Raw genomic sequence first — 21,657 nt, forward strand, 5'->3', positions numbered from 1 at the left:
TGCGGCGCCGGTGTCACCGTCGGCGCGGGTCCGCTCGGCGCGCCGCAGACCGGCCGCCCGGCGGCAGCCGCGCCCACGAGTGCCGCCGGGCGGCCGGTGCGCACCCGTTCCGGTCGAGAGGCGTCGCGGGTGGGGAGCGGTGCCCCAGGCCCGCTCGGTCGCCGACGCACGGCTCGATCCGACCTCGCCGATGCACACGCGATCCGACCGCACCGGCACCGGCCGCCGCCCAGGCGGCAGACGCCGCGGGCACCCGTGGACGCGGTGCACGCGTTGTCAGTGGCGTGCGGCAGACTCGGGGCGTGCGAAAGATTCATGTCATCGGTATCGGCGCGGGCGACCCCGAGCAGCTGACCCTGCAGGCGGTCAGGGCACTGCGGAGCACGGACGTGTTCTTCGTCCTGGACAAGGGCGAGGTGAAGAACGACCTGGTGCAGCTCCGCCGGGACATGCTCGACACGCACGTACCCGAGGGGACGTACCGGGTCGTCGAGGCGCGCGACCCGGAGCGGGACCGGACGGCCGGCGGGTCTGCGTACTCCCCCGCCGTCGGGGACTGGCGCAGCGCCCGCGCGGAGATCTACGCAGGGCTGATCGCCGAGGAGCTGGGCGAGGACGAGAGCGGCGCGTTCCTCGTCTGGGGAGATCCCGCGCTGTACGACAGCACGATCGGGATCCTGGACGAGATCCTCGAGCAGGGGGCGATCTCCTTCGAGTACGACGTCGTGCCGGGGATCAGCAGTGTCTCGGCGCTCGTCGCGCGGCACCGGACCGGCCTGAACCGGGTCGCCCGTCCCGTCCAGATCACGACCGGCCGGCGGCTCGCCGAGGGCTTCCCCGAGGGCGTGGACGACGTGGTCGTGATGCTCGACGCCCACCAGACGTTCCGGCAGTACGCCGACCAGGACATCGACATCTACTGGGGTGCCTACATCGGCACGCCGGACGAGATCCTCGCCGCCGGCCCGATCGCGGAGGCCGCCCCCCGGATCGAGCGGCTGCGCGCACAGGCCCGCGAGCGCAAGGGCTGGATCATGGACACGTATCTGCTGCGCCGCAATCGGCGGGAGTGAGGCAAGGGCGTCCCGGGCACTCGTGCGGGCCCGGGACCTCAGCGCGGCCTGGGCCGCGTGGCTGGAGGACCGGGTGGAGCAGGACATCGGGCGGCCGTCGGGGGCGGACCTGCGGGCCGCGGTCGACTCGATCGCGAAGCGGCTGCTGGTGGAGGACCTGAGCCGCGGGTTGCCGCAGCATCCGAAGGAGCCGGCCGCGAGCACCGTCTGAAAAGCGGGGGCGGGCCGGGAGGGGTGGTTGCCATACTCGCGGCATGTCCCCCGCGCCCGTCCGCTTCCACGATCCCGGCAGCACGGCAGCCACGTTCGCCACATCGGTGCTGGTCCGCTGCCCGCGCTGTGACCGGATCGCCCACTTCGAGCGCCGTACGCAGGCCCCGTCCCGTCTGGTCTGCCGGTCCTGCGGCCTGTGCAAGGCCACGGACCGGTGTGCCCGCCCGGCCCTGTGGCTGCGGACCGAGACCAGGCACGGCGAGATCTGGGCGTACAACCTCGAACACCTGGACCTGCTCCGGCGGTTCGTGGCCGCGACGCTGCGAGAGCGGGCGCCCTGGTACGAGCACGGCCGGAAGATGACCTACGTCGCCCGCCTGCCCGCCTGGATCAAGAGCGCCGGGAACCGCGACGAGGTGCTGCGCGCCGTCGACCGCCTCCGCGCCTCCGTCGTCACCGCGGACTGAGGCCGAGCCACTCCAGGACCGCCGCCACATCGGGCACCGCCGCCACGCCCTGCGGCAACGGCGGGCGTCCTACGACCACGACGGGCAGCGCCAGTTCCCGCGCGGCCGTCAGCTTGGCGGCCGTCGCCTCTCCGCCGCTGTCCTTGGTCACCAGTACGTCGATGCAGTGGTCGTACAGCAGCGTGGACTCGTCGGCGACGGTGAACGGGCCGCGGGCCAGGAGGACTTCGGTGTGCGGCGGCATCGGCGGCTCGGGCAGTTCCACGGACCGTACGACGAAGTGCAGGTCCGTCAGCTGCGCGAAGGCGGCGAGGCCCAGGCGTCCGGTGGTCAGGAACACCCGTCGGCCGAGCCGTGGCAGCAGATCCGCGGCCGCGCTCAACGACGCGACCGGGTGCCAGCGGTCCCCGGGCCCGGGCCGCCAGGCCGGACGGCGCAGGACCACCGCCGCGACCCCGGTCGCCGCCGCGGCCGCCGCCGCGTTCGCGGTGATCTTGGCGGCGAAGGGATGCGTGGCGTCGACGAGCGCGTCCACGCGCCGCTCCCGCAGCCAGTCGGCGAGTCCGTCCGCCCCGCCGAAGCCGCCGATCCGTACGTCTCCGGCGATCACACCCGGCCGGGCCACGCGTCCGGCGAGCGAGGTGGTGACACGGAGACCGCGGCGGGCCGCGAGCTGGGCGGCCAGCTCCCGGGCCTCGGCGGTGCCGCCGAGGATGAGGACGTGCGAGGGCATGGCGTCGAGCCTACGAGGGCCGGACGGAGGACAGAACGCCGGGTACAGGCCGACTGCCCGGCGCGGGTGGCAGGCCACCCGCGCTCCGGATGACTATCGTCCGGACATGGAATCCGTGCGTGCCGTCCTGATCGACATCGACGGGGTCCTCACCGTGTCGTGGCAGCCGCTGCCGGGGGCGGTCGAGGCGTTGCGGGAGATCCGGGACGCCGGCCTCGCGGTGGCCCTCGTCACCAACACCACGTCCCGGACGCGGTCGTCGATCGCCGCGACGCTGGCGGACGCGGGGTTCGAGGTGGCCGCCGGTGACATCCTGACCGCGCCGGCCGTGACAGCCGCGTATCTCGCCGAGCAGTGGGCCGGTGCGCGGTGTGTCCTGCTCAACAGCGGTGACATCCGGGAGGATCTGGAAGGGGTCACCGTTCTCGACGCGGGCGAGGAGGCGGGCGAGGGCGACGGCGGCGCCGTTCCCGATGTCGTGGTCGTCGGCGGGGCCGGCCCCGAGTTCGCCTACGCGGCGCTCGACCGGGCCTTCGGCCACCTGCAGCGCGGTGCCCGGCTGGTGGCGATGCACCGCAATCTGTACTGGAGTACCGACGCCGGGCTGCGGCTCGACTCCGGTGCCTTCCTGGTCGGCCTGGAGAAGGCGGCGCGGGTCGAGGCCGTGGTCACGGGCAAGCCGTCGGCGGCGTTCTTCACGGCGGCGCTGGCACACCTCGGAGTCGGTGCGCGGGACGCGGTGATGGTCGGCGACGACATCGAGTCGGACGTCCTGGCGGCGCAGCGCGCCGGTGTCACCGGGGTGCTGGTGAAGACCGGCAAGTACCTCCCGGAGACCCATGAGGCGGCGAGCGGCACGCCCGATCACGTGATCGAGTCCTTCGCGGACCTGCCCGCCCTGCTGGGGCTAGCGGAGCAGCAGCTGTAGGCCGCCCAGGACCGTCGCCCCGATCACCAGTTGTTCGAACAATCTCTGGTTGATCCTGTTCACAGCCCATTTGCCGATGAACGCGCCGGGCACGACGAACACCACGAGCGCGGCGTCAAGGAGCAGCGAGCTGCCGTCGATCAGGCCCAGCCCGGCGCTGAAGGGCACCTTGGACACGTTGACGATCAGGAAGAAGAAGGCGGACGTGCCGAGGAAGCCGAGCTTGCGGAAGCCGGCGGAGAGCAGGTACATCGACATCACCGGGCCGCCCGCGTTGGCGACCATGGTGGTGAATCCGCCGAGGACACCGTACGAGCGGGCCTTGACGCGGCCGGACCGGGACGCGACCGAGTCCGGTTCCTCCTCGGCGTCGGCCGTGCGGCGGCGCCACACCGTCACCCCGGCCATCAGCAGCAGGATCGCCCCGATCGACGTCCGTACGATCCCGTCGTCCGCCCACACGAGGAACAGCGTGCCGGCCACCACACCGACCGCGACCGCCGGGAACAGCCGCCACAGCGTGGGCCAGTGGGCGTGCCGCCGGTAGGTGAGCACGGCGAGCACGTCCCCGGCGATCAGGATCGGCAGCAGCACGCCGGTGGAGGCACGGGCGGGCAGGACCGCGGCGAAGATCGCCAGGCTGACCGTGTTGGCCCCGCTCACGGCGGTCTTCGAGAAGCCGACGAGCAGGGCGGCGCAGGCGAGGGCGGCGAATTCCCAGCCGGTGATGTGCCAGAGGCTCATGGTGTTCATGCGAACACCGATGCTATGTGCAGGTAACCGGTGGGCGTAAGGAGCGTCTCGCCAGGTGGCCGGTGTTGCCGGAGGCGTCCAGCGGCGGCGGCCACGTGCCGGTGGGGGGTCAGCCTTGGAGTGGCCGACAGTCCGCCGTCGGCCACCGCCGACCGCTCAGGCTCTGTGGCGCCCCATGCGAGACGGCCGCCTCGCTGCCCGTCGCCGTGGAGACCTCCGACCGTGCACTGGGTGAGCTCGCGGTGGGCCCGGGCGAGACGGTGCTGATCCACGGGGCCGCGAGCGTGGTCGGCTCCGGCGGCGTCCAGCTCGCCGTGGCCCGCGGTGCCACCGTGATCGGTACGGCGTCCGAGGCCAACCACGACTACCTGCGCTCTCTCGGCGCGATCCCGGCGGTGTACGGCGAGGGCCTCGCCGACCGGGTCCGCGCCACCGTCCCGCAGGGCGTCGACGCCGTCTACGACGTCGCGGGCGTCGACGCGCTGGATGTCTCCGTTGAGCTGCGCGGCGGCACCACCGACCGCATCGTCACCATCTCCGACCCCCGGGCCTTCGAACTCGGCATCACCTTCTCCGGCGACAGCCGACGGTTCGGGCCGGAGCTCACCGAGTACGCCCGCCTCGCCGCCGACGGCCGGCTGCGCGTGCGCGTCGACCGGAGCTTCCCGCTCGCCGACGCCGCCGAAGCGCACGAGCGCAGCGAGTCCGGCCGTGCGCGCGGCAAGTTGCTCCTGCGTCCGTAGGGAGAGCCCGCGAGAGATACGGCTCACCCTCCCGCGAGCTCGTTGAGGCACCTCCCTAGTGCCGCTCCACCAGCACCGCACTGCCCTGACCCACGCCCACGCACATCGTCGCCAGCCCTCGCGCCGCCCCCGTTCGCCGCATCCGGTGCAGCAGTGTCGTGAGGATGCGGGCGCCCGAGCAGCCAAGGGGGTGGCCGAGGGCGATCGCGCCGCCGCTGGGGTTGACCAGGTCGGGGTCGATGCCGAGCTGGTCGACGCAGGCCAGGGCCTGCGCGGCGAACGCCTCGTTGAACTCGGCCTCCTCCAGGTCGGCGACGCTCCAGTCGGCGCGGGCCAGCACCTTGCGGGTGGCGGGGACCGGTCCGATGCCCATCACGTCGGGGTGGACTCCGGCCGAGGCGCCGGCGACGTAGCGGCCGAGCGACTCCAGGCCGAGTTCGTTCAGGGCCTCCTCGCTCACCAGGAGCAGTCCGGCGGCGCCGTCGTTCATCGGCGAGGCGTTGCCCGCGGTGACCGTGCCGCCCTCCCGGAAGACGGGCTTGAGCCGCGCCAGCTTCTCCGGTGAGGTGTCCTCGCGGATGCACTCGTCGGTGTCGACGACGACTCCGTCGGGGCGCTTGACCGGCAACAGCTCGTCGTCGAAGTGGCCGTTCTTACGGGCGTCCGCGGCCCGCCGGTGGCTGCGCAGCGCGAACGCGTCCTGCCGCTCGCGGGTCACGCCGTACCGTCCGGCGACCTCCTCCGCGGTCTCGCCCATGGAGAGCAGGCCGTGGAGGTCCTGCATCGCCGGGTTGACCAGGCGCCAGCCGAGCCGGGTGTCGACGGTCTCGATCCGGTGCGGCAGGGCCTCGTCGGGGCGAGGCAGGACGAAGGGGGCGCGGCTCATCGACTCCGAGCCGCCGGCCAGCACGATGTCGGCCTCCCCGGCGGCGATGGTGCGAGCCGCGGTGGTGACGGCTTCGAGGCCGGAGGCGCACAGCCGGTTGACCGTGGCGCCGGGCACGGTCTCGGGCAGGCCCGCGAGCAGGGCGGCCATGCGGGCGACATTGCGGTTGTCCTCGCCGGCCTGGTTGGCGGCGCCCCAGTAGACGTCGTCGATGCGCGCGGGGTCGAGCGCGGGGACGTCGGCGACGAGGGCGCGGATCACGGTCGCGGCGAGGTCGTCGGGGCGTACGGCGGACAGGGCGCCGCGCAGCCTGCCGATGGGGGTGCGGCGAGCGGCCGCGAAGTGGACGGGACGCACGAGGGGGCTCCTGGACGACGTCTTCGGCATCGGACCTGATTAATTATCGCTGCTAGTTTTTGACTATAGACCCGGCGGGATACCTGGGGAAGATGCCCGGTACGGGCGGTGCGGCGGCCTTGTTCGCGGTGTTTGCACTGGTTCACGCGGGGCACCCGCGCCGCCATGGAGTGGTTGCGCAGTGCGGCCTGCGTGGGCGAGGACCCCGAGTTGTTCTTTCCCGTGGGCACGTCCGGACCGGCGCTGCGGGACATCGCGGCCGCCAAATGCGTGTGTGCCCGCTGCCCGGTGACCGTCCAGTGTCTGACGTTCGCGTTGGACGACGGGCGGACCTCGGGCGTGTGGGGCGGAACCTGCGAGGAGGAGCGCGACGCACTGCTCCGTACGACCAGAGACGACGCCGCAAGGAGAAGCACCGTATGACTGTCGTGAAGAGCACGATTCCCGAATCCGCCCGTCAGGTCGCCGGGGACGCACTGCAGAGCACGCTGGTGGATCTTCTCGGGCTCTCCCTCATCGGAAAGCAGGCGCACTGGAACGTGGTCGGCCCGCGGTTCCGGTCGATCCACCTCCAGCTCGACGAAGTGGTCACTGCCGCCCGCGAGTTCGCCGACACCGTCGCGGAGCGCGCCTCGGCGCTCGGCCTGCCGCCCGACGGCCGGCCGGAGACGATCGCGTCCGCGTTCACGCTGCCCGGCCCGAAGGACGGCTGGGTCCGTGACTCGGAGGTCGTCGAGGTGATGGTCGAGTCCCTGGAGACGGCCATCGGACGGCTGCGCGAGCGCATCGAGGCGACCGAGAAGGCCGATCCGGTCACCCAGGACCTGCTGATCACGGTCACCGCCGAGCTGGAGAAGCAGCGCTGGATGTTCGACGCGGAGAACTGGCCGAAGGAAGGCTGACCGGCCCCGAACGCACCTGGCCGACCGGTACCCGAACGCACCTGTACGAAGGGGCACCTGATGACCGACGCCCTCGAACTCGACGCGCTGTGGGAGGACTTCCACCGCGTGGTGAACATGACCTCGCAGGAACTGGCCGCGTGGCTGCGGGTCAGCGACGCGGACGAGAACGCGGAACCGCTGCCGGAGCACGCGGGCACACCCACGGGGCAGCACGTCCTCGCGATCCTGCAGAAACGGCGCACGGATCTCACCGACGACGACATCAGCGTGATGTACGAGGTCGTCGACACCGTCACCGACGAGACGGACCTGGACAACGAGCCCGCGGCCGAGGACACGGCCCGCCGGCAGCGCCTGATGACGATCGGCCACGACCCGCTCAGGCCGTGACCGGACGGTCCGCCACACCGAACCGGCCTTGCCCGCCGCCGCGTTGACGCGGCGGCGCCTGGCCGAACAGGTGGCCGAAGACCGCCTCTGCCACGCCTCATGATCGTGCCAGACTGCTCGAACAGCCCGCCGAGATCTCCCGGGCCTTGTCGAGCAGAGGAGCACAGCGTGACCGAGCCGGCCGTCCAGCGGACCGACGCGAACCGGACCGGCACGAACCGGATCGACACCACCAGACCGCATCCGGCCCGGGTCTACGACTGGTTCCTCGGCGGCAAGGACAACTACCCGGTCGACGAGGAACTCGGGCGGCGGATCACGTCGATCGACACCGGAGCCCCGCGAGCGGCGCGCGCCAACCGCCGGTTCATGCAGCGGGCCACGCGCCGGCTCGCCCGGGAGTCGGGAATCCGCCAGTTCCTCGACATCGGCACCGGCATACCCACCGAGCCCAACCTCCACCAGATCGCCCAGTCCGTCGCCCCGGACGCCCGGGTCGTCTACGTCGACAACGACCCGATCGTCCTGGCCCACGCCGAGGCACTGCTCCGCGGGACGCCCGAGGGCGTGACGGAGTACCTCCAGGCGGACGCGCGCGATCCGCGGAGCATTCTCGAACAGGCCCGCCGGGTCCTCGACTTCGACCGGCCCATCGCCCTGTCCCTGATCGCCCTGCTGCACTTCGTCGCGGACGAGGACGGCGCGTACGAGCTGGTGGACAGCCTGGTCGAGGCCCTCGCCCCGGGCAGCTGCCTGGTGCTGTCGGCGATGACGGCGGACTTCGAACCGGAGAACGTACGGCGGGGCATCGCCGCGTATGCCGCGGGCGGAGTGACGCTGGTGGCCCGGTCGCAGGCCGAAATGGGCGGCTTCTTCAAAGAACTCGAGGTGCTGGAGCCGGGGATCGTGTCGGTCGCCGACTGGCATCCGGAGCTCGCCGCGACAGGCGAGAGGCCCGACGGGGAAGGGCCCGTGTCGCTGTACGGGGCTGTCGGACTCAAGCCCTGACACCCGGGACCAAGGCCTGGCACCCGGTACAGCGACACGGGCCCTGGCCCCAGGTCCGGACCCTGACCGCCCTGGGCTCCGCATCCGCGAGGCTCCACAGCCGCGTCGGCTGATCTTCTTCGCGTTCACGTGGGAAACGCCGCCCGCACCTCCCAGCCGAGCCCGCCGCGCGGGCCCGCGTGCAGGTCGCCGCCCAGCGCCGTCACCCGCTCCTTCAGCCCGACGAGGCCGAAGCCGCCGCCGTGCGCGGCGTCCGGGAGCCGGCTGCCGCCGCGGCCGTCGTCCGTGACCGAGACCTCGAGGCGGCGCCCCTCGTGGCGCAGCCGGACGGTGATCTGCGTGGCGTCGCCCGCGTGGCGTCGTACGTTGGTCAGTGACTCCTGGACGACGCGGAAGGCGGCCGCCTGCACCTCGTGCGGGAGGTCGTCGCGGACGGTGGGGTCGCACACCAGGGTGACCTGCTGGAAGGGACCGGCGAAGCCGTCGGTGAGACCGGCGATGCCCGCGAGGTCGCCCACCGGCCGGCGGTCGGCCGGTTCGGTGCCGGTGTCACGCAGCACGCCGACCGTGCGGCGCATGGACGCCAGCGCCTCGGTCGCGGCGCGCTCTATGCCCGCGAGAACCGGGTCGAGGTCGTCCTGACGGGCATCCGCCATCATGCGGGCCACCTGGGTCTGGACGAGGATCCCGGTGACATGGTGGGCGACGAAGTCGTGCAGGTCGGCCGCGATGGCGAGGCGTTCCGAGCGGCGGGTCTCGCTGACGGCAACGGTCCGGCGGTAGTCCATGGAACGCAGATGGGCGGCGAACCCGGCGGTGAGGCCGATCAGGACCAGCCCCACCAGCATGAAGCCCTGCATGGTGCCCGGCGTGCTGCGCAGGGCTCGCACCGGCAGCGCCAGGACGGCACCGCCGACGAGCACGCCGCACACCACGACCGAGCGGCGCGGACAGTGCCGTACCGCGATGAACAGCAGGCACAGCAGGATCGTCAGCTCGCCCGGGCCGAACAGGGCCCCCGGGTACGGCACCGACGCGACCGTGTAGAGGCCGGAGACCACGGCGGGCACGGCGGTGCGCACCTGCGGGGTCAGCCATGCGGGGCGCCGGTCGACGGGCCACAGCACGGCGGCGCCACCGACCAGCAGGACGGCCGCGACCAGCCAGGGGCCGACGTCCTGGCCGGTCGAGTAGGCCAGGTCCACGGCCGCCGCACTGACGAGGGCGCCCACACCGAAACCCCGGGCCAGGCCCCGGGGAGAAACGGACTTCATGCTGCTCACCGTATGCGGCACCGACGGCGGCGGGATCGGCCGAACGGCCGAGACGGCGTCGCCCGAACCCTGACCTTATGGCCGAGGCGCGCGCCCGGACGCGCGGGCGAGGGTGGAGCCACTATCCCGTGGTCGCCTCGGCCACAGCCGTCGAAGTCATCAGGAGTACGTGATGCAGCGCAAGTTCCTCGTCGGTGCCGTCGGCGGTGCGGCCGCCGTCGCCGCCGTCTTCGGTGTCGGCACCCATCTGCTGTCCGGAACCGAGTCGACCACCGGCCTCGACAGACGGTCCACGGACTCGGTCGGCGGTCACAGGGCGCTGGCCGCCGACATCGTCGCGGGCCGCACCGAGAGCAAGTACCACCCGCTCCCCTGGGTCGGGGCGAAGGTCTCCGGCGTCAGCTGCCCCACCGGCCTCAAGGCCGTCGTCGGGGCGACCGTCACCTGCACCGGCAAGAAGGATGACGGGAAGACCGTCGACATCCCGGTCACCGTCGTCAAGGCCACGGCCGATTCCGTCACCTGGAAGTTCGAGCGCTAGCAGAGGGCCACGCCACATCATGAGCATCGTTCTGGCCGGTCACGGCCTGGTGAAGAAGTACGGCTCGACCACCGCCCTGTCCGGCGTGGACGTCGAGGTCGGCGAGCGCGACTCGCTGGCGATCATGGGCCCGTCGGGTTCCGGCAAGTCCACCCTGCTGCACGTCCTGGCCGGGATCATCCGCCCGGACGGCGGCCAGGTGCTGTTGCGCGGCGAGCGAAGCGAGACGGGGGTTCCCCCGGCCGAAGGCTGGGGGCGGATCGACACGCTGGGCGAGAACCGGCTCAGCGCCCTGCGCCGCAAGCGCTTCGGGTTCGTCTTCCAGTTCGGCCAGCTGCTGCCGGAGCTGCCCGCCGAGGAGAACGTGGCCCTGCCGCTGATGCTGGAGGGCACGCCCCGCGCGCGGGCCGTCGAACAGGCCCGCCGGTGGTTCGCCCCGCTCGGTCTCGACGGGCTGGAGAGGCGCCGGCCCGGCCAGCTGTCCGGCGGCCAGGCCCAGCGGGTGGCGATCGCCCGCGCCCTGGTCGTCCGACCGGACGTGGTCTTCGCGGACGAACCGACCGGCGCGCTGGACCAGACGACCAGCACCGAGGTCGTCCGGCTGCTGACCTCGGTCACCCGCGACCAGGGCGCCGCCCTGGTCATGGTCACGCACGACGCGGACGTCGCCGCCCACTGCGACCGCGTTCTCCAGGTCCGGGACGGCCGGATCAGCAACCACAGCCAGTACACGGCCGCCTGATCCCCTCGCGCCGAGAACCTCCGGAGATGCCGATGCGTTCCCCCGTCCTGCCCCTGACCTGGCATCTGGCCCGGTCCGCCGGCCGTCGCGGCCTGCAGAGCCGGCTGCTGGCGGCCGGGGCCGCCGCCGTCGGCGCGTTCGTCATGCTGGTGATGGTCGCCGCCACCGTCGGCGCCGGCGACCGCGCCGACCGCACGACATGGCGTACACCCGCCGCCGTACCGGCGAAGCGGGCCACCGCCGTCGAGGCACTCGCCACGACGTACGTCCGCCACGAACCCGTGACCGTCGTCTCGCTGGCCCACCTGCCCGGCCGCGGAACCACCCCCGCCCCACCCGGCCTGGACGCCTTCCCCGAAACGGGCGAGGTGTACCTCTCCCCCGCCCTGGCAGAGCTGATGCGCAGACTCCCCGCGAACCAACTGGCCGACCGCCTCCCGAAGGTGAAGTCGTACGGCACGATCGGCGCCGCCGGTCTCGCCTCGCCCGACGAGCTGGTCGCCGTGGTGGGCCGGGCGCCGGGCGATCCGGCGGTATCCGAGGCGGCCAAGGGCGGCACCCTGTGGTTCGCCGACGGCCAGGGCGCGCGTGCCGAGATCTCCGGGTTCTCCGGTACGCAGAAGCTTCTGGTCACCAGCTCGGACAAGGGTGCGGTGCTGCTGGGCCTGGTGCTGCTGGCGATGCCCGTGATCGTGCTGTCCTCGGCGGCCGGGCGGCTCGGAGCGGCCCGGCGCGAGCAACAGCTGGCAGCGCTGCGCCTGGCGGGGGCCACACCCCGGCAGATCCTCACGATGACCGCGGTCGAGGCGGCGGCCGTCGGCGCGGCCGGAGCCCTGGCGGGCGCGCTCGCGTACGGGGCACTGCTGCCGGTCCTGGCCGAAGTGCCCTACGGCGTCGGCGGCTGGTACACCGGTCAGCTGTGGGTGGGTCTGCCGCGGTGCGCGGCCGTGGTGGCCGGCGTGACCGGGCTCCTCACCGTCAGCGCGGTGTCGATGCTGCGCCAGGTGGCGACCGCGCCGCTGGGCGTCGCCCAGGAGGCGAATCCGCGCCGCACCCGCTGGATCCGGCTGGCCCTGTTCGCCGCTGCCCTGATCTACATCTGGCAGTCCGCGAGCGGCGGTGAGACGTCGTCCCGGCAGGCGCTCGTCCTGCTGGGGCTGTTCTACGGCACCTTCTGGCTGTTCGGGCCGTGGGTGGTGGACCGGCTGGGCCGGATCGCGGGCCGCTTCGCCCGCCGGCCTGCGACCCTGCTGGCCGCGCGGCGGCTCAGTGACGACCCGCGCGGCGCCTGGCGCACGGTCAGCGGCCTGGTGCTCGCCGGGTTCGTGGCCGGGTTCTTCTCCGTGAGCCAGCTGGGTGGCCTGTCCGGCCAGGACTACCGGGACCAGGTCGCCGTGACCAGCCCGAACGCCGCCGCGGCCCGGCACACCGCCACCGAGGCCCGCACACTGCTCGACCGCGCGGGCATCACCGCGACCGTCACCACCGGCGGCATCGACGACTTCGAGAACCTGCTGGGCGGCGGCCCGGGGGTGATCGCCCGTGTCCCGGGCGGTACGGAACGGATCGACGCCGCCGTCACCGCTCTCACCCCCGTCGCGACGGGCACGCCCCCGTACACCGAGGACTACGCGGCGGCGTACGACCGCACGGCCATCGACCGCCTGTCCGCCGTCAGTACCGCCACCCTGGCCCTGAGCTTCGCCGTGGCGACCGCCTCGGCCGGCCTGACCGCGGCGGCGAACGTCCTGGACCGGCGGCGCGTGTACATCCTGTTGCGGCTGGCCGGCACGCCGCTGCGGGTGCTGAACCGGGCCCGGGTGCGCGAGACGGTCCTCCCCCTGGTCGTCCTGGCCGGTGGCACCACCGCGACGGGCGTGTACGGCTCCTACAAGCTCAACAAGGCGGCCGACCTCACGATCAACGCCACCGGCGCCCTGCAGCTGGCCGCCTGTGTGGTCATCGGCGCGCTGGCGATGTTCGCCGCCATCGCCGGCAGCACACCGCTGCTGCGGAAGGTGACGGCCGATCCGGCCCAGACCGCGGACTGATGAACACGGGGAGGGCCCGCCGCACCTGCCGGCGGGCCGTTCTCCCACTCACCCCTGAGGCATGATCGAGCCATGACGAGCCCCACCCCGCCCGGCGCCCCCATCCGGGTGCTCATCGCCGACGACCAGGAGATGGTCCGTACCGGCTTCCGCTTCTTCCTGGACGCGCAGCCCGACATCACGGTGGTCGCCATGGCCGCCGACGGCGAGGAGGCGGTCGCGCTGGCCCGCACGGTGCGGCCCGACGTGTGCCTGCTGGACATCCGGATGCCGAAGCTGGACGGGCTGGAAGCCACCCGGATGCTGGCGGGGCCCGAGGTGGCCGACCCGATGCGGGTGGTCGTGGTGACCACCTTCGACCTCGACGAGTACGTGTACGGGGCGCTGCGCGGCGGCGCGTGCGGGTTCCTGCTCAAGGACTCGGGGCCGACCCTCCTGGCGGAGGCGGTCCGCGCGGCCGCGGCCGGCGACTCCCTGGTCTCCCCGTCGGTCACCGTCCGTCTCCTGCGGCACGTCACCGAGACCCCGCAGCCGCACACCCCGGCCCGCCGCACGTCCCCCGCCGAACCCCTCACCGACCGCGAACTCGACGTGGTCCGCCTGGTCGCCCTCGGCCGTACCAACGCCGAGATCGCCGCCGAGCTGTACGTCTCCCTCTCCACGGTCAAGACGCACCTGTCCAGCGTCCAGCTCAAGCTGGCGGCACGGAACCGGGTGGAGATCGCGGCCTGGGCGTGGCAGAACGGTCAGGTGCGGACGGGCCCCTGACCGGCGCTCAGCCGTCCGAGCGGATGAGCCCCGTCAGGTACCGCCACAGCGACGACCGGCGCTTGGCGGCCTGGTCCGGTACGTCCGCCGCGGGGGCCTCGGCCTCCTGGGGAGCCGGCACATACCGCACGGCCGACGCGGTGAGTTCGTAGCGCACGGGCAGCGAGCGCAGCCCTCGCATGAACGGCGAGGAGCGCCAGGGCAGTTGGTCGACGGGGAGGGCGAGTTCCAGGTGCCCGAAGCGTTCGAAGAGGCGGCTGACTCCCGCGGACGCGATCGTCGACGCCAGTTCGCGGGAGGGGCACTGGCGAGGTCCCGCGCCCCACGACAGGTGCGCGCGGCTGCTGATGGTGGAGGAGCCCGGTGTCATCTGACCGGCGAAGAGCGGGTCGGCGTGCGCGGCGGCCGAGGAGACCCACACGGGGTCGCCTGCGTGGATGGTGTAGTTCCCGAGCCGGGTGTCCTTGGCCGCGAACCGCGGCACGAAGTTGACCAGCGGCGGCTTGCGCATGACCACCCGGTTCATGGTCTCGCGGACCATCCCGGCGGACAGGGCGCTGCGCACTCCGCCCTCGCGCTCCCCGGAGATCACCTCGACCACGGTGTTGGAGATGAGGATGCCGACGTGGTCGGAGGTCATGCCGAGCAGCATGAACAGTTCCCTGGCCAGCTCGTCGACGGAGAGGTCCGGGTGGGCGGCCAGCAGGTGGGAGGGGAAGTCGTCGCCCGGCTGCTCGATCTTGGCGGCGGCCAGCTCCGAGAGCGTCTTCAGGAGCCGCTCCAGGGCGGGTTCCGCGTCCGGGCCGGCGTCCAGTACCCGCCACATGTCCATCAGGGCGTCGTCGCCCTGCGAGCCGGGGAAACCGAGCAGGTGGCTCGCCGCCATCAGCGGGAGCGGGCGGGAGAACTGGGCCGACAGGTCGGCCATGCCCGTGCGCCCGCCCTGGGCGAGCAGGGTGATCAGCTCGTCGGCGTAGACCGTGACGGCCGATTTGAGCCGCTTGGCCTGCGGGTTCCTCGGGTCCTGGAACGGCCGGAGTGCCGCGTCCCACGCGCTGCGCAGTGCGGGGTAACCCGGGCCGCCCTGGATGAGTATGTGGTTGACCTCCAGGGAGGGACCGAGCGGCCAGTCGGCGGGCACCCTGCCCTCCGACCGGGCCCGCCAGTTCTCCAGGCCCTTCGGCCAGCCGGCGTCGTCCTGCAGCACATCGAGCGCCTCGCGGTAGCCGAGCACGAGCCAGGCGGGCACGCCCAGCAGGTCTACCGGCGCGACCGGCCCGTGGCGCTGTCGCAGCCGTTCGTAGACGAGGCCGGGACGGGTCTCGTAGTCCCGGGTCAGCAGGGGCTCCGGGTCCAGGGCTTCCAGCCGCGCGCCGCTCGGCGTCGGCTCCCCTTCGTCGACCAGGTGGAACTCCATCGTCCTGCCGCCCCTTCGACACTGCCCGTAGCGGTCCGCCGCCTGTGAGTGGTGGCGGACCTGGGAGACCGTACCTCAGGCAGCCCTCGAGTCCCACCCCGGGGTACCCGCCGGTAACGAGAAAGTACGCCGCCCCGCGGTGACTCCGGCGGGCAGGCCGGGCGGGGCGTGCGCGCCGTCCGGCCGGTCACCCGAACAGGCCGGTGCGGTGGTGTGCCCGGGGGGCCGGTGATGCGCTGAGGACACGTTCCGCGTCCTCAGGAGGCATACGCATGACCGCTCGCCCGCCCCGTACTGTCCGGTTCCTCACCTCGGCCCTGGCGGCGGGCGCGCTGCAGACCTGCGTGGCCTGCTCGGACGACGACGGCGGTTCGGCGGTCTCCGACGTCGCCGCGTCGCCCGTGGCCGAGCGGTCGCGGGCAGTCTCGCCCTTGGCCGCCAGGTCGCCGACCGCCTCGCCGGCCGGCCGTCTCACCGCGGCGGGGGCCCGGGCCGCGCTGCTCACCGAGGCCGACCTGGAGGACGACTGGACGCAGGTGAGCGACAAGGAGGCCGCCTCCTGGCGCGAGAGCCTGCTCGTCGGCAAGGTCGACGTGTCGGAGTTCCTGACCGCCAAGACCGACGCTGCCGACTGCCAGAAACTGCTCGACACCCTCTACAGCGACGACCTGCTGGGCAAGCTGTCCGGGGCGGGCGCGCTTCGGGGCTTCGAACAGGGCGACTCCCGCCTTCTCCAGCAGGTCGCCGCCTACGACAAGGTGGCCCTGGACGAGTCCCTGAGCTGGCTGAAGACCCTGCCCACCGAGTGCGACCAGTTCACGGCGACCGACGACACGGGCGACGAGCGCACGGTGCAGGTGACCGAGACCTCCGTGCCGAAGGTGGGCGACGCCCGGCAGGGACTGCACGTCACCGTCCAGGGCACGGCCGCCGACGCGCCGGCCACGCTCACCCTGGACGTCGCCGTCGTGCGGGTCGGCACGGACGCGATCACCGTCACAGCCGGCGGTCTCGACGGGGACGAAAGCGATTCGGTCGAGCGGGCGGTCCAACTGGGCACCGAGCGGCTGAAGGACGTCCAGGCGGGGCGGACGCCCTCCGCGGACCCCGGCGAGATCGACTGACTTCGGGAGTCCCGTGCCCTCGCGCACCACGTTTCCGCTCGGCCGTTTCCGGGACAAGCTGATCATCGGACGGCACAATGGCGACGAGGACCACAGGCGCGAGAAGGAGCGGTCACGTGAGCGAGAGCCACACCCCGTCAGGCATGTCGGCCAGGCTCAACACCGGTGTGGCGCACAACGCACGCGTGTGGAACTACTGGATCGGCGGCAAGGACAACTACGAGGTCGACCAGCAGGTCGGCGAGCACGTCGCCACCATGTTCCCGATCATCCGGGACATCGCCCGCGCCGACCGCTGGTTCCTCGGTCGGGCGGTGCGGTACCTCACCGCCGACCAGGGGGTCCGTCAGTTCCTCGACATCGGCACCGGTCTGCCGACGGTGGAGAACACCCACGAGATCGCCCAGCGGATCGCGCCCGAGTCGCGGATCGTGTACGTCGACAACGACCCCATCGTGCTGGTGCACGCCCGCACCCTGCTCACCAGCACCTCCGGCGGCGTCACCGACTACATCGACGCCGACGTGCACGACCCGGACGCCATCCTCGAACGGGCCGCGCGGACCCTCGACTTCAGCAAGCCGGTCGCGGTGATGATGCTGGGCATCCTCAACTTCGTCCTGGACACCACCGAGGCGCGGGACATCGCCCGCCGCGTCATGGCCGAGCTGCCCTCCGGCAGTTACCTGGCCCTGACGCACCCCACCTTCGACGCCGGCCTCGGCGGCGAGGGTCAGATCCCGGCCATGGAGTTCTGGAACGAGAACGCCACGCCGCCGATCTGCGCCCGCAGCCGCGAGGACATCGCCGCCTTCTTCGAAGGGCTCGAGCTGCTGGAACCGGGTCTGGTGTCGTGCTCGCAGTGGCGTGCCGAGCCCGATTCCCCGCTCGTGGTACCGCAGTTCGGCGCGGTGGCCGTGAAACCCTGACGCAGGCGCCGATCCGGCCGAGCTCGTCGTGGAGGACGTATGACCACCCTTGCCGATCCCGTCCCCGGCGGACGTCCCGGGGAGGCCGAACGGGCCGCCGTGCTCGCCGAAGAGCTGGCCGGGCGGGGCGTGCACGGCATCGTCCTCTCCTACGTCGACACCGCGGGCGTCACCCGGGTCAAGACCGTCCCGACGGCGCGGCTGGTGGCGGCGGTGACCTGGGGCGTCGGCATGTCGCCGGTGTTCGACACCTTCCTCGCCGACGACTCGATCGTCGCCACCGACGTGCTGGGTTCGCCGGACGGCGATCTGCGGCTGTATCCCGACCTGGACCACCTGGTGGCGCTGGTCGGGCAGCCCGGCTGGGCGTGGGCGCCGGTGGACCGGATCACGCAGGAGGGCGAGCCCCATCCGGCCTGCGGGCGTACCCTCCTGCGCCGGATCGTCCGGGAGGCCGCCGAGCAACGCGGCCTCACCTTCAAGGCGGGCATCGAGGTGGAGTGGGCCGTCGGTCAAGGCCCGTCGGCCCACGGGGACTTCGTGCCGGCGACGACGGGGCCGGCGTACAGCGCCACCCGGCAGGTCGAGCTCGGCGACTACACCGCCGACCTGCTGGCGGCCTTCGCGGCGCAGGGCGTGGAGGTCGAGCAGCTGCATCCCGAGTACGCGGCCGGGCAGTTCGAGGTCGCGGTGGGCGCGCTCGACCCGGTGGCGGCCGCCGACCGCAGCGTGCTGGTCCGGCAGACGATCCGCGCGGTGGCCGGGCGCCACGGCCTCGTCGTCTCCTTCGCCCCGGCGGTCTTCGCCCAGGGTGTCGGCAACGGCGGCCACATCCACCTCTCCGCCTGGCGCGACGGTGTGAACCTGCACTCCGGGGGCGACGGCCGGTACGGCATGACGGCCGAGGCCGAGTCCTTCGCGGCGGGCATCCTGGCCCACCTCCCCGCGCTCACGGCGATGACCGCGCCGAGCCCGGCGAGCCATCTGCGGCTCAAACCGTCCCAGTGGGCCGGGGTGTTCACCGCCTGGGGCCGGGAGACCCGCGAGGCGGCGCTGCGGGTGGTCACCGGGACCGCGGGGGTCCGCGACCGGGCCGCGAACCTGGAGGTCAAGCCGGTCGACCTGGCCGCCAACCCCTACCTCGCGCTGGCCTGCCTGATCGCCGCCGGTCTGGACGGCCTGGCCTCGTCAGCGCCGCTGCCCGAGGAGATCACCGGGGATCCGGCCCGGCTGGATGCCCGGAAGGCGGCGGCCCGGGGCGTACGACGGCTGCCGACCTCGCTGTCCGAGGCCGTCGAGGCGTTCCGCGCCGACGAGTTGCTGCGCACGGCGTTGGGCCCCGTCCTCGCCGACGCGGTGGTCGCCGTACGCCTGGGGGAGGTCGCGGCCGTCGCCGGGCTGGACGACGAGGGCGTGGCGGCGGCGTACCGCTGGAAGTACTGACATGGGCGCGGGACCCGTGCACGAGACGCTCGACGCGGTGCGGCTGGTGGACCACCACTGCCACGGGGTGGTCGCCGCCGACCTCGACCGGGCGGGCTTCGAGTCGCTGCTCACCGAGGGCGGGGTGTGGCCCGGGATCTCGCCGTTCGACAGCCCGGTCGGTGTGGCCGTCCGTCGCCACTGCGCTCCCCTCCTGGACCTGCCGCGTCACGCGACCCCCGAGGAGTATGTGGCGCGGCGGGCCGAGCTGGGCGCGCGCGAGGTGAACCGCCGGTTCCTCGCGGCCGCGGGCACCGAGGCGTTCTGCGTCGACACCGGGTTCACCCCGGACCGCCTCACCGCGCCGCGGGAGCTGGCCGCGGTGGCGGGCGGGACGGCGTACGAGGTGGTACGGCTGGAGGCCGTCGCCGAGGCGGTGGCGGCGGGCGGGGTGGAGCCGGACGCGTACGCCGAAACGTTCCGGGCGGCCGCTCTGGAGGCCGTGTCGCGTCCGGGCGTGGTGGCGGTGAAGTCCGTCGCCGCCTACCGCACCGGCTTCGACCTGGACCCGGTGAGACCCTCGGACACGGAGGTCACCGATGCGGCCCGGCGCTGGCTCGCCGGCGGCGGCCGGCTGGCCGATCCGGTCCTCGTGCGGGAGTTGTTGTGGACCGCCGTGGATCTGCGGCTGCCGCTGCAGCTGCACACGGGCTTCGGCGACGCGGACATCCGGCTGCACCGGGTGGACCCCACCCACCTGACGGACTGGCTGCACCTGACCGCCGGCACGATCCCGGTACTCCTGCTGCACTGCTGGCCCTACCAGCGCCAGGCGGCCTACCTGGCGGCCGTGTTCGAACAGGTGTACCTCGATGTGGGGCTCACCCTGCACTACGTCGGTCCCTCCCGGGCCGGGGCGGTTCTGGCGGAGGCGATGGAGATCACGCCGTTCCGCAAACTGCTGTACAGCTCGGACGCGTACGGTGTGGCCGAGTTCTACCATCTCGGCGCGCTGGCCTTCCGGCACGGCCTGGCCGGCCTGCTCCAGGAGCGGGTGGACGCCGACGAGCTGAGCCTGCCGGACGCGCTGCGGATCGCGGCGTGGGCGGGCGGCGACAACGCGCGCCGCCTCTACGGACTTCCCCCGACCGACACCGATCCCCCTCGTCCCAGTCCCCACCGCGACTGAGCGTTCGCGATTCCCGGAAAGTATGATCAAGCAATGTCTGACATGACCGATACCACGCCCGGCTGGCTCACTTCCGACGAGCTCGAGATGGCGCGCGCCCGGATGCCGATCCTGTACGTCGAGGCCGTGCCCGTGCGCGTCGACGACAGCGGCGAAGTCACCAGCGTCGGCCTGCTGCTGCGCATCGGGTCCGACGGAACGGTCAGCCGGACTCTGGTCTCGGGCCGCGTCCTGCACCACGAACGGGTCCGCGACGCCCTGCTGCGCAACCTGGAGAAGGACCTCGGCCCGATGGCGCTGCCCCAGATCCCGCCCTCCCTGCAGCCCTTCACCGTGGCCGAGTACTTCCCCACCCAGGGCGTCACGCCGTACCACGATCCTCGTCAGCACGCCGTGTCCCTCGCCTACGTCGTCCCGGTCAGCGGCGACTGCCGTCCCCGGCAGGACGCGCTCGACCTGGTCTGGTTCAGCCCGCAGGACGCCCTGTCGCCCGCGATGCAGAGCGAGATGCCGGGCGGGCACGGGGTGCTGCTCAAGCAGGCGCTGGCACACGTGGGCTGCTCGGTCTGAGCGGTCCGGCGGCGGCTGCGCCGGTCGTGGTCGTCGGTGCGGGGACCGTCGGCTCGTCGGTCGCGTACCACCTGGCCCGCCGCGGAGCGTCCGTGACCCTCATCGACCGTGGGCCGGCCCCCGCCACGGGCGTGACCGGTGGGTCCTTCGCGTGGATCGGCGGATGCGGCGGGGACTGGCCGGGCGGCGCGCGGGACCTGCGTGGCTCCGTCCTGGCCGATCACCGGCGCCTCGCGACCAAGCTGCCGGACGTCGTCGTGCGCCGGACCACTCCTCGGCCATGTCACGCCGGACCGGTCGGTGTACCTGGCCGTCCTGCACTCGGCCGTGACCCTGGCGCCCACCGTCGGGCGACTGGTGGCGCGGGAACTCGTCACCGGGGAACCGGCGGCCGAACTGCGCCGGTGCCGGTGGGCGCCCGACGCGGGCTGACGGACGAGGTCACTCCCCGTCTTCGGGCGTGCGCTGGGTCGTGCCGGGCTCGCCCGTGTCCCGTCGCCACTCGACGACCAGTTCGTCCTTGGTGCCGAAGCGGACCAGGTGACGGCCTACGACGTCTTCGAGGAGGTCGAGGTGTTCGGCCTCCGTCTCCACGGCGAGCAGCAGCGCGCCGTCCACCGCGGTGAGTGAGCCGGTGCCGTTCTGGAAGATCAGCCGGCCCTCACCGGTCTCCTCGTCCCAGCGGGTCTCACTGCGTCGGCCCAGGTGGGAGGCGAGCTGCTTGGCGTAGCGGTGGGGTCGGTCGGTGGCGACGCGGGCTTCGGAACGGGACATGGCGAACTCCGGGGATCGCTGTGGGCGGCGAACGTGTCGATGGTGCCGCGGTGGCGTGTCGGACACGCACCTTCTCACGCCTGCGCTTCCACGGTGCGGGACAGAGCAGTTCGGCGGCTATGGGCGGAATGCACAGGTCACAGCCGCGCCAGGAACCGCCGGACGGGACATGTCGGCGTCCGGGCCTCTTTTTCTGCGCGTCCAGGAGCAAGCGCCTCGACGAGGCCGGCCAGGCGAGGACTCGCAGGCCTACGGCATCTACGAGTTGCCCGTCACCGGGTACGCCCCTGCCGTCCTGTTCTCCGGCCGCGCGGCCCGACCACCGCCTCAGCTGCCCGGGCGCCCGGCCAACCGCGAGGACCGAGTCCGGCCAACACGAAAAGGGCCCCCGCAGGCTCTC

At 72.9% G+C, this 21,657-nt stretch carries 24 protein-coding genes and 3 pseudogenes; 20 read left to right on the forward strand and 7 right to left on the reverse strand.

Features of this window, described 5'->3' with window-relative positions; translation table 11 throughout:
- Positions 1 to 198, reverse strand: a 198-nt coding sequence (locus ACWBNA_RS20490; protein WP_482705876.1) for a hypothetical protein, incomplete at its 3' end; no start/stop codon positions are given.
- Positions 199 to 302: 104 nt separating this feature from the next.
- Here ACWBNA_RS20490 and cobF point away from each other — a divergent pair.
- From cobF to ACWBNA_RS20505, 3 genes and pseudogenes are all read left to right on the forward strand, one after another.
- The gene (cobF, locus tag ACWBNA_RS20495) at positions 303 to 1,073 is read left to right on the forward strand and encodes a precorrin-6A synthase (deacetylating) (RefSeq protein WP_482705877.1); all 771 of its coding nucleotides are present in this window, start codon (positions 303 to 305) and stop codon (positions 1,071 to 1,073) included.
- Positions 1,069 to 1,284, forward strand: a pseudogene (locus tag ACWBNA_RS20500) (hypothetical protein); the annotation flags it as partial. The gene cobF and the pseudogene ACWBNA_RS20500, both read left to right, overlap by 5 nt.
- 43 nt (positions 1,285 to 1,327) lie before the next feature.
- Positions 1,328 to 1,753 (forward strand): hypothetical protein, encoded by a 426-nt coding sequence (locus ACWBNA_RS20505; RefSeq protein WP_482705878.1) that lies wholly within the window; start codon positions 1,328 to 1,330, stop codon positions 1,751 to 1,753.
- On the opposite strand, the gene ACWBNA_RS20510 is transcribed toward ACWBNA_RS20505, so the two are convergent.
- Positions 1,740 to 2,486, reverse strand: a complete 747-nt coding sequence (locus tag ACWBNA_RS20510; protein ID WP_482705879.1) for a cobalt-precorrin-6A reductase — start codon at positions 2,484 to 2,486, stop codon at positions 1,740 to 1,742. The genes ACWBNA_RS20505 and ACWBNA_RS20510 overlap by 14 nt on opposite strands.
- 106 nt (positions 2,487 to 2,592) lie before the next feature.
- Between ACWBNA_RS20510 and ACWBNA_RS20515 the strand changes: the two genes are divergently transcribed.
- Positions 2,593 to 3,414 carry an HAD-IIA family hydrolase gene (locus ACWBNA_RS20515; protein ID WP_482705880.1) on the forward strand — a complete coding sequence of 274 codons (822 nt, stop codon included), beginning with the start codon at positions 2,593 to 2,595 and terminating at the stop codon, positions 3,412 to 3,414.
- On the opposite strand, the gene ACWBNA_RS20520 is transcribed toward ACWBNA_RS20515, so the two are convergent.
- Complete coding sequence (locus tag ACWBNA_RS20520; protein WP_482705881.1) at positions 3,394 to 4,167, reverse strand: sulfite exporter TauE/SafE family protein; 774 nt, start codon at positions 4,165 to 4,167, stop codon at positions 3,394 to 3,396. The two genes, ACWBNA_RS20515 and ACWBNA_RS20520, sit on opposite strands and share 21 nt — an antisense overlap.
- 185 nt (positions 4,168 to 4,352) lie before the next feature.
- Here ACWBNA_RS20520 and ACWBNA_RS20525 point away from each other — a divergent pair.
- Positions 4,353 to 4,910: pseudogene (locus ACWBNA_RS20525) on the forward strand (zinc-binding dehydrogenase); the annotation flags it as partial.
- Between the two features lie 55 nt (positions 4,911 to 4,965).
- On the opposite strand, the gene ACWBNA_RS20530 reads toward ACWBNA_RS20525, so the two are convergent.
- A complete protein-coding gene (locus ACWBNA_RS20530) occupies positions 4,966 to 6,153 on the reverse strand; it encodes a thiolase family protein (protein WP_482705882.1) in 1,188 nt (395 codons plus the stop codon).
- A 165-nt stretch (positions 6,154 to 6,318) separates the two neighbouring features.
- Between ACWBNA_RS20530 and ACWBNA_RS20535 the strand changes: the two genes are divergently transcribed.
- The 4 genes from ACWBNA_RS20535 (at position 6,319) to ACWBNA_RS20550 (ending at position 8,456) form a co-directional block, all read left to right on the forward strand.
- Positions 6,319 to 6,576, forward strand: coding sequence for a WhiB family transcriptional regulator (locus ACWBNA_RS20535; RefSeq protein ID WP_482705883.1), 258 nt, complete (start codon positions 6,319 to 6,321; stop codon positions 6,574 to 6,576).
- On the forward strand, positions 6,573 to 7,055 hold the full coding sequence (locus ACWBNA_RS20540) for a Dps family protein (protein ID WP_482705884.1): 483 nt from the start codon (positions 6,573 to 6,575) through the stop codon (positions 7,053 to 7,055). Before ACWBNA_RS20535 ends, ACWBNA_RS20540 begins: the two co-directional genes overlap by 4 nt.
- 60 nt (positions 7,056 to 7,115) lie before the next feature.
- Positions 7,116 to 7,448 carry a DUF3140 domain-containing protein gene (locus ACWBNA_RS20545; RefSeq protein ID WP_482705885.1) on the forward strand — a complete coding sequence of 111 codons (333 nt, stop codon included), beginning with the start codon at positions 7,116 to 7,118 and terminating at the stop codon, positions 7,446 to 7,448.
- Between the two features lie 168 nt (positions 7,449 to 7,616).
- Positions 7,617 to 8,456, forward strand: coding sequence for an SAM-dependent methyltransferase (locus ACWBNA_RS20550; RefSeq protein WP_482705886.1), 840 nt, complete (start codon positions 7,617 to 7,619; stop codon positions 8,454 to 8,456).
- A 125-nt stretch (positions 8,457 to 8,581) separates the two neighbouring features.
- Here ACWBNA_RS20550 and ACWBNA_RS20555 read toward each other — a convergent pair whose 3' ends face one another.
- The gene (locus tag ACWBNA_RS20555) at positions 8,582 to 9,730 is read right to left on the reverse strand and encodes a sensor histidine kinase (protein WP_482705887.1); all 1,149 of its coding nucleotides are present in this window, start codon (positions 9,728 to 9,730) and stop codon (positions 8,582 to 8,584) included.
- Positions 9,731 to 9,902: 172 nt separating this feature from the next.
- Between ACWBNA_RS20555 and ACWBNA_RS20560 the strand changes: the two genes are divergently transcribed.
- From ACWBNA_RS20560 to ACWBNA_RS20575, 4 genes are all read left to right on the forward strand, one after another.
- Positions 9,903 to 10,271, forward strand: a complete 369-nt coding sequence (locus ACWBNA_RS20560) for a DUF4333 domain-containing protein (RefSeq protein WP_482705888.1) — start codon at positions 9,903 to 9,905, stop codon at positions 10,269 to 10,271.
- A gap of 19 nt (positions 10,272 to 10,290) precedes the next feature.
- Positions 10,291 to 11,013 carry an ABC transporter ATP-binding protein gene (locus tag ACWBNA_RS20565; protein WP_482705889.1) on the forward strand — a complete coding sequence of 241 codons (723 nt, stop codon included), beginning with the start codon at positions 10,291 to 10,293 and terminating at the stop codon, positions 11,011 to 11,013.
- A 32-nt stretch (positions 11,014 to 11,045) separates the two neighbouring features.
- Positions 11,046 to 13,064 carry an FtsX-like permease family protein gene (locus tag ACWBNA_RS20570; RefSeq protein ID WP_482706048.1) on the forward strand — a complete coding sequence of 673 codons (2,019 nt, stop codon included), beginning with the start codon at positions 11,046 to 11,048 and terminating at the stop codon, positions 13,062 to 13,064.
- Positions 13,065 to 13,136: 72 nt separating this feature from the next.
- Positions 13,137 to 13,832, forward strand: coding sequence for a response regulator (locus ACWBNA_RS20575; RefSeq protein WP_482705890.1), 696 nt, complete (start codon positions 13,137 to 13,139; stop codon positions 13,830 to 13,832).
- A 7-nt stretch (positions 13,833 to 13,839) separates the two neighbouring features.
- Here ACWBNA_RS20575 and ACWBNA_RS20580 read toward each other — a convergent pair whose 3' ends face one another.
- Positions 13,840 to 15,249 (reverse strand): cytochrome P450, encoded by a 1,410-nt coding sequence (locus ACWBNA_RS20580; RefSeq protein ID WP_482705891.1) that lies wholly within the window; start codon positions 15,247 to 15,249, stop codon positions 13,840 to 13,842.
- A 272-nt stretch (positions 15,250 to 15,521) separates the two neighbouring features.
- Between ACWBNA_RS20580 and ACWBNA_RS20585 the strand changes: the two genes are divergently transcribed.
- From ACWBNA_RS20585 to ACWBNA_RS20615, 7 genes and pseudogenes are all read left to right on the forward strand, one after another.
- On the forward strand, positions 15,522 to 16,373 hold the full coding sequence (locus ACWBNA_RS20585) for a hypothetical protein (RefSeq protein ID WP_482705892.1): 852 nt from the start codon (positions 15,522 to 15,524) through the stop codon (positions 16,371 to 16,373).
- 116 nt (positions 16,374 to 16,489) lie between these two features.
- The gene (locus ACWBNA_RS20590; RefSeq protein WP_482705893.1) at positions 16,490 to 17,302 is read left to right on the forward strand and encodes an SAM-dependent methyltransferase; all 813 of its coding nucleotides are present in this window, start codon (positions 16,490 to 16,492) and stop codon (positions 17,300 to 17,302) included.
- A gap of 39 nt (positions 17,303 to 17,341) precedes the next feature.
- A complete protein-coding gene (locus tag ACWBNA_RS20595; protein WP_482705894.1) occupies positions 17,342 to 18,745 on the forward strand; it encodes a glutamine synthetase family protein in 1,404 nt (467 codons plus the stop codon).
- A 1-nt stretch (position 18,746) separates the two neighbouring features.
- Positions 18,747 to 19,913, forward strand: a complete 1,167-nt coding sequence (locus ACWBNA_RS20600; RefSeq protein ID WP_482705895.1) for an amidohydrolase family protein — start codon at positions 18,747 to 18,749, stop codon at positions 19,911 to 19,913.
- A gap of 33 nt (positions 19,914 to 19,946) precedes the next feature.
- Entirely contained in the window at positions 19,947 to 20,483 is a 537-nt protein-coding gene (locus ACWBNA_RS20605; protein ID WP_217236484.1) for an NUDIX hydrolase family protein, read from the forward strand.
- Between the two features lie 26 nt (positions 20,484 to 20,509).
- A pseudogene (locus tag ACWBNA_RS20610) lies at positions 20,510 to 20,707 on the forward strand (FAD-dependent oxidoreductase); the annotation flags it as partial.
- 76 nt (positions 20,708 to 20,783) lie between these two features.
- Positions 20,784 to 20,915: a hypothetical protein gene (locus ACWBNA_RS20615; protein ID WP_482705896.1), complete on the forward strand. Its 132-nt coding sequence runs from the start codon at positions 20,784 to 20,786 to the stop codon at positions 20,913 to 20,915.
- Between the two features lie 9 nt (positions 20,916 to 20,924).
- On the opposite strand, the gene ACWBNA_RS20620 is transcribed toward ACWBNA_RS20615, so the two are convergent.
- Complete coding sequence (locus tag ACWBNA_RS20620) at positions 20,925 to 21,257, reverse strand: DUF2218 domain-containing protein (protein WP_482705897.1); 333 nt, start codon at positions 21,255 to 21,257, stop codon at positions 20,925 to 20,927.
- Between the last annotated feature and the right edge of the window lie 400 nt (positions 21,258 to 21,657).

It is taken from the genome of Streptomyces sp. Q2 (assembly GCF_056820935.1).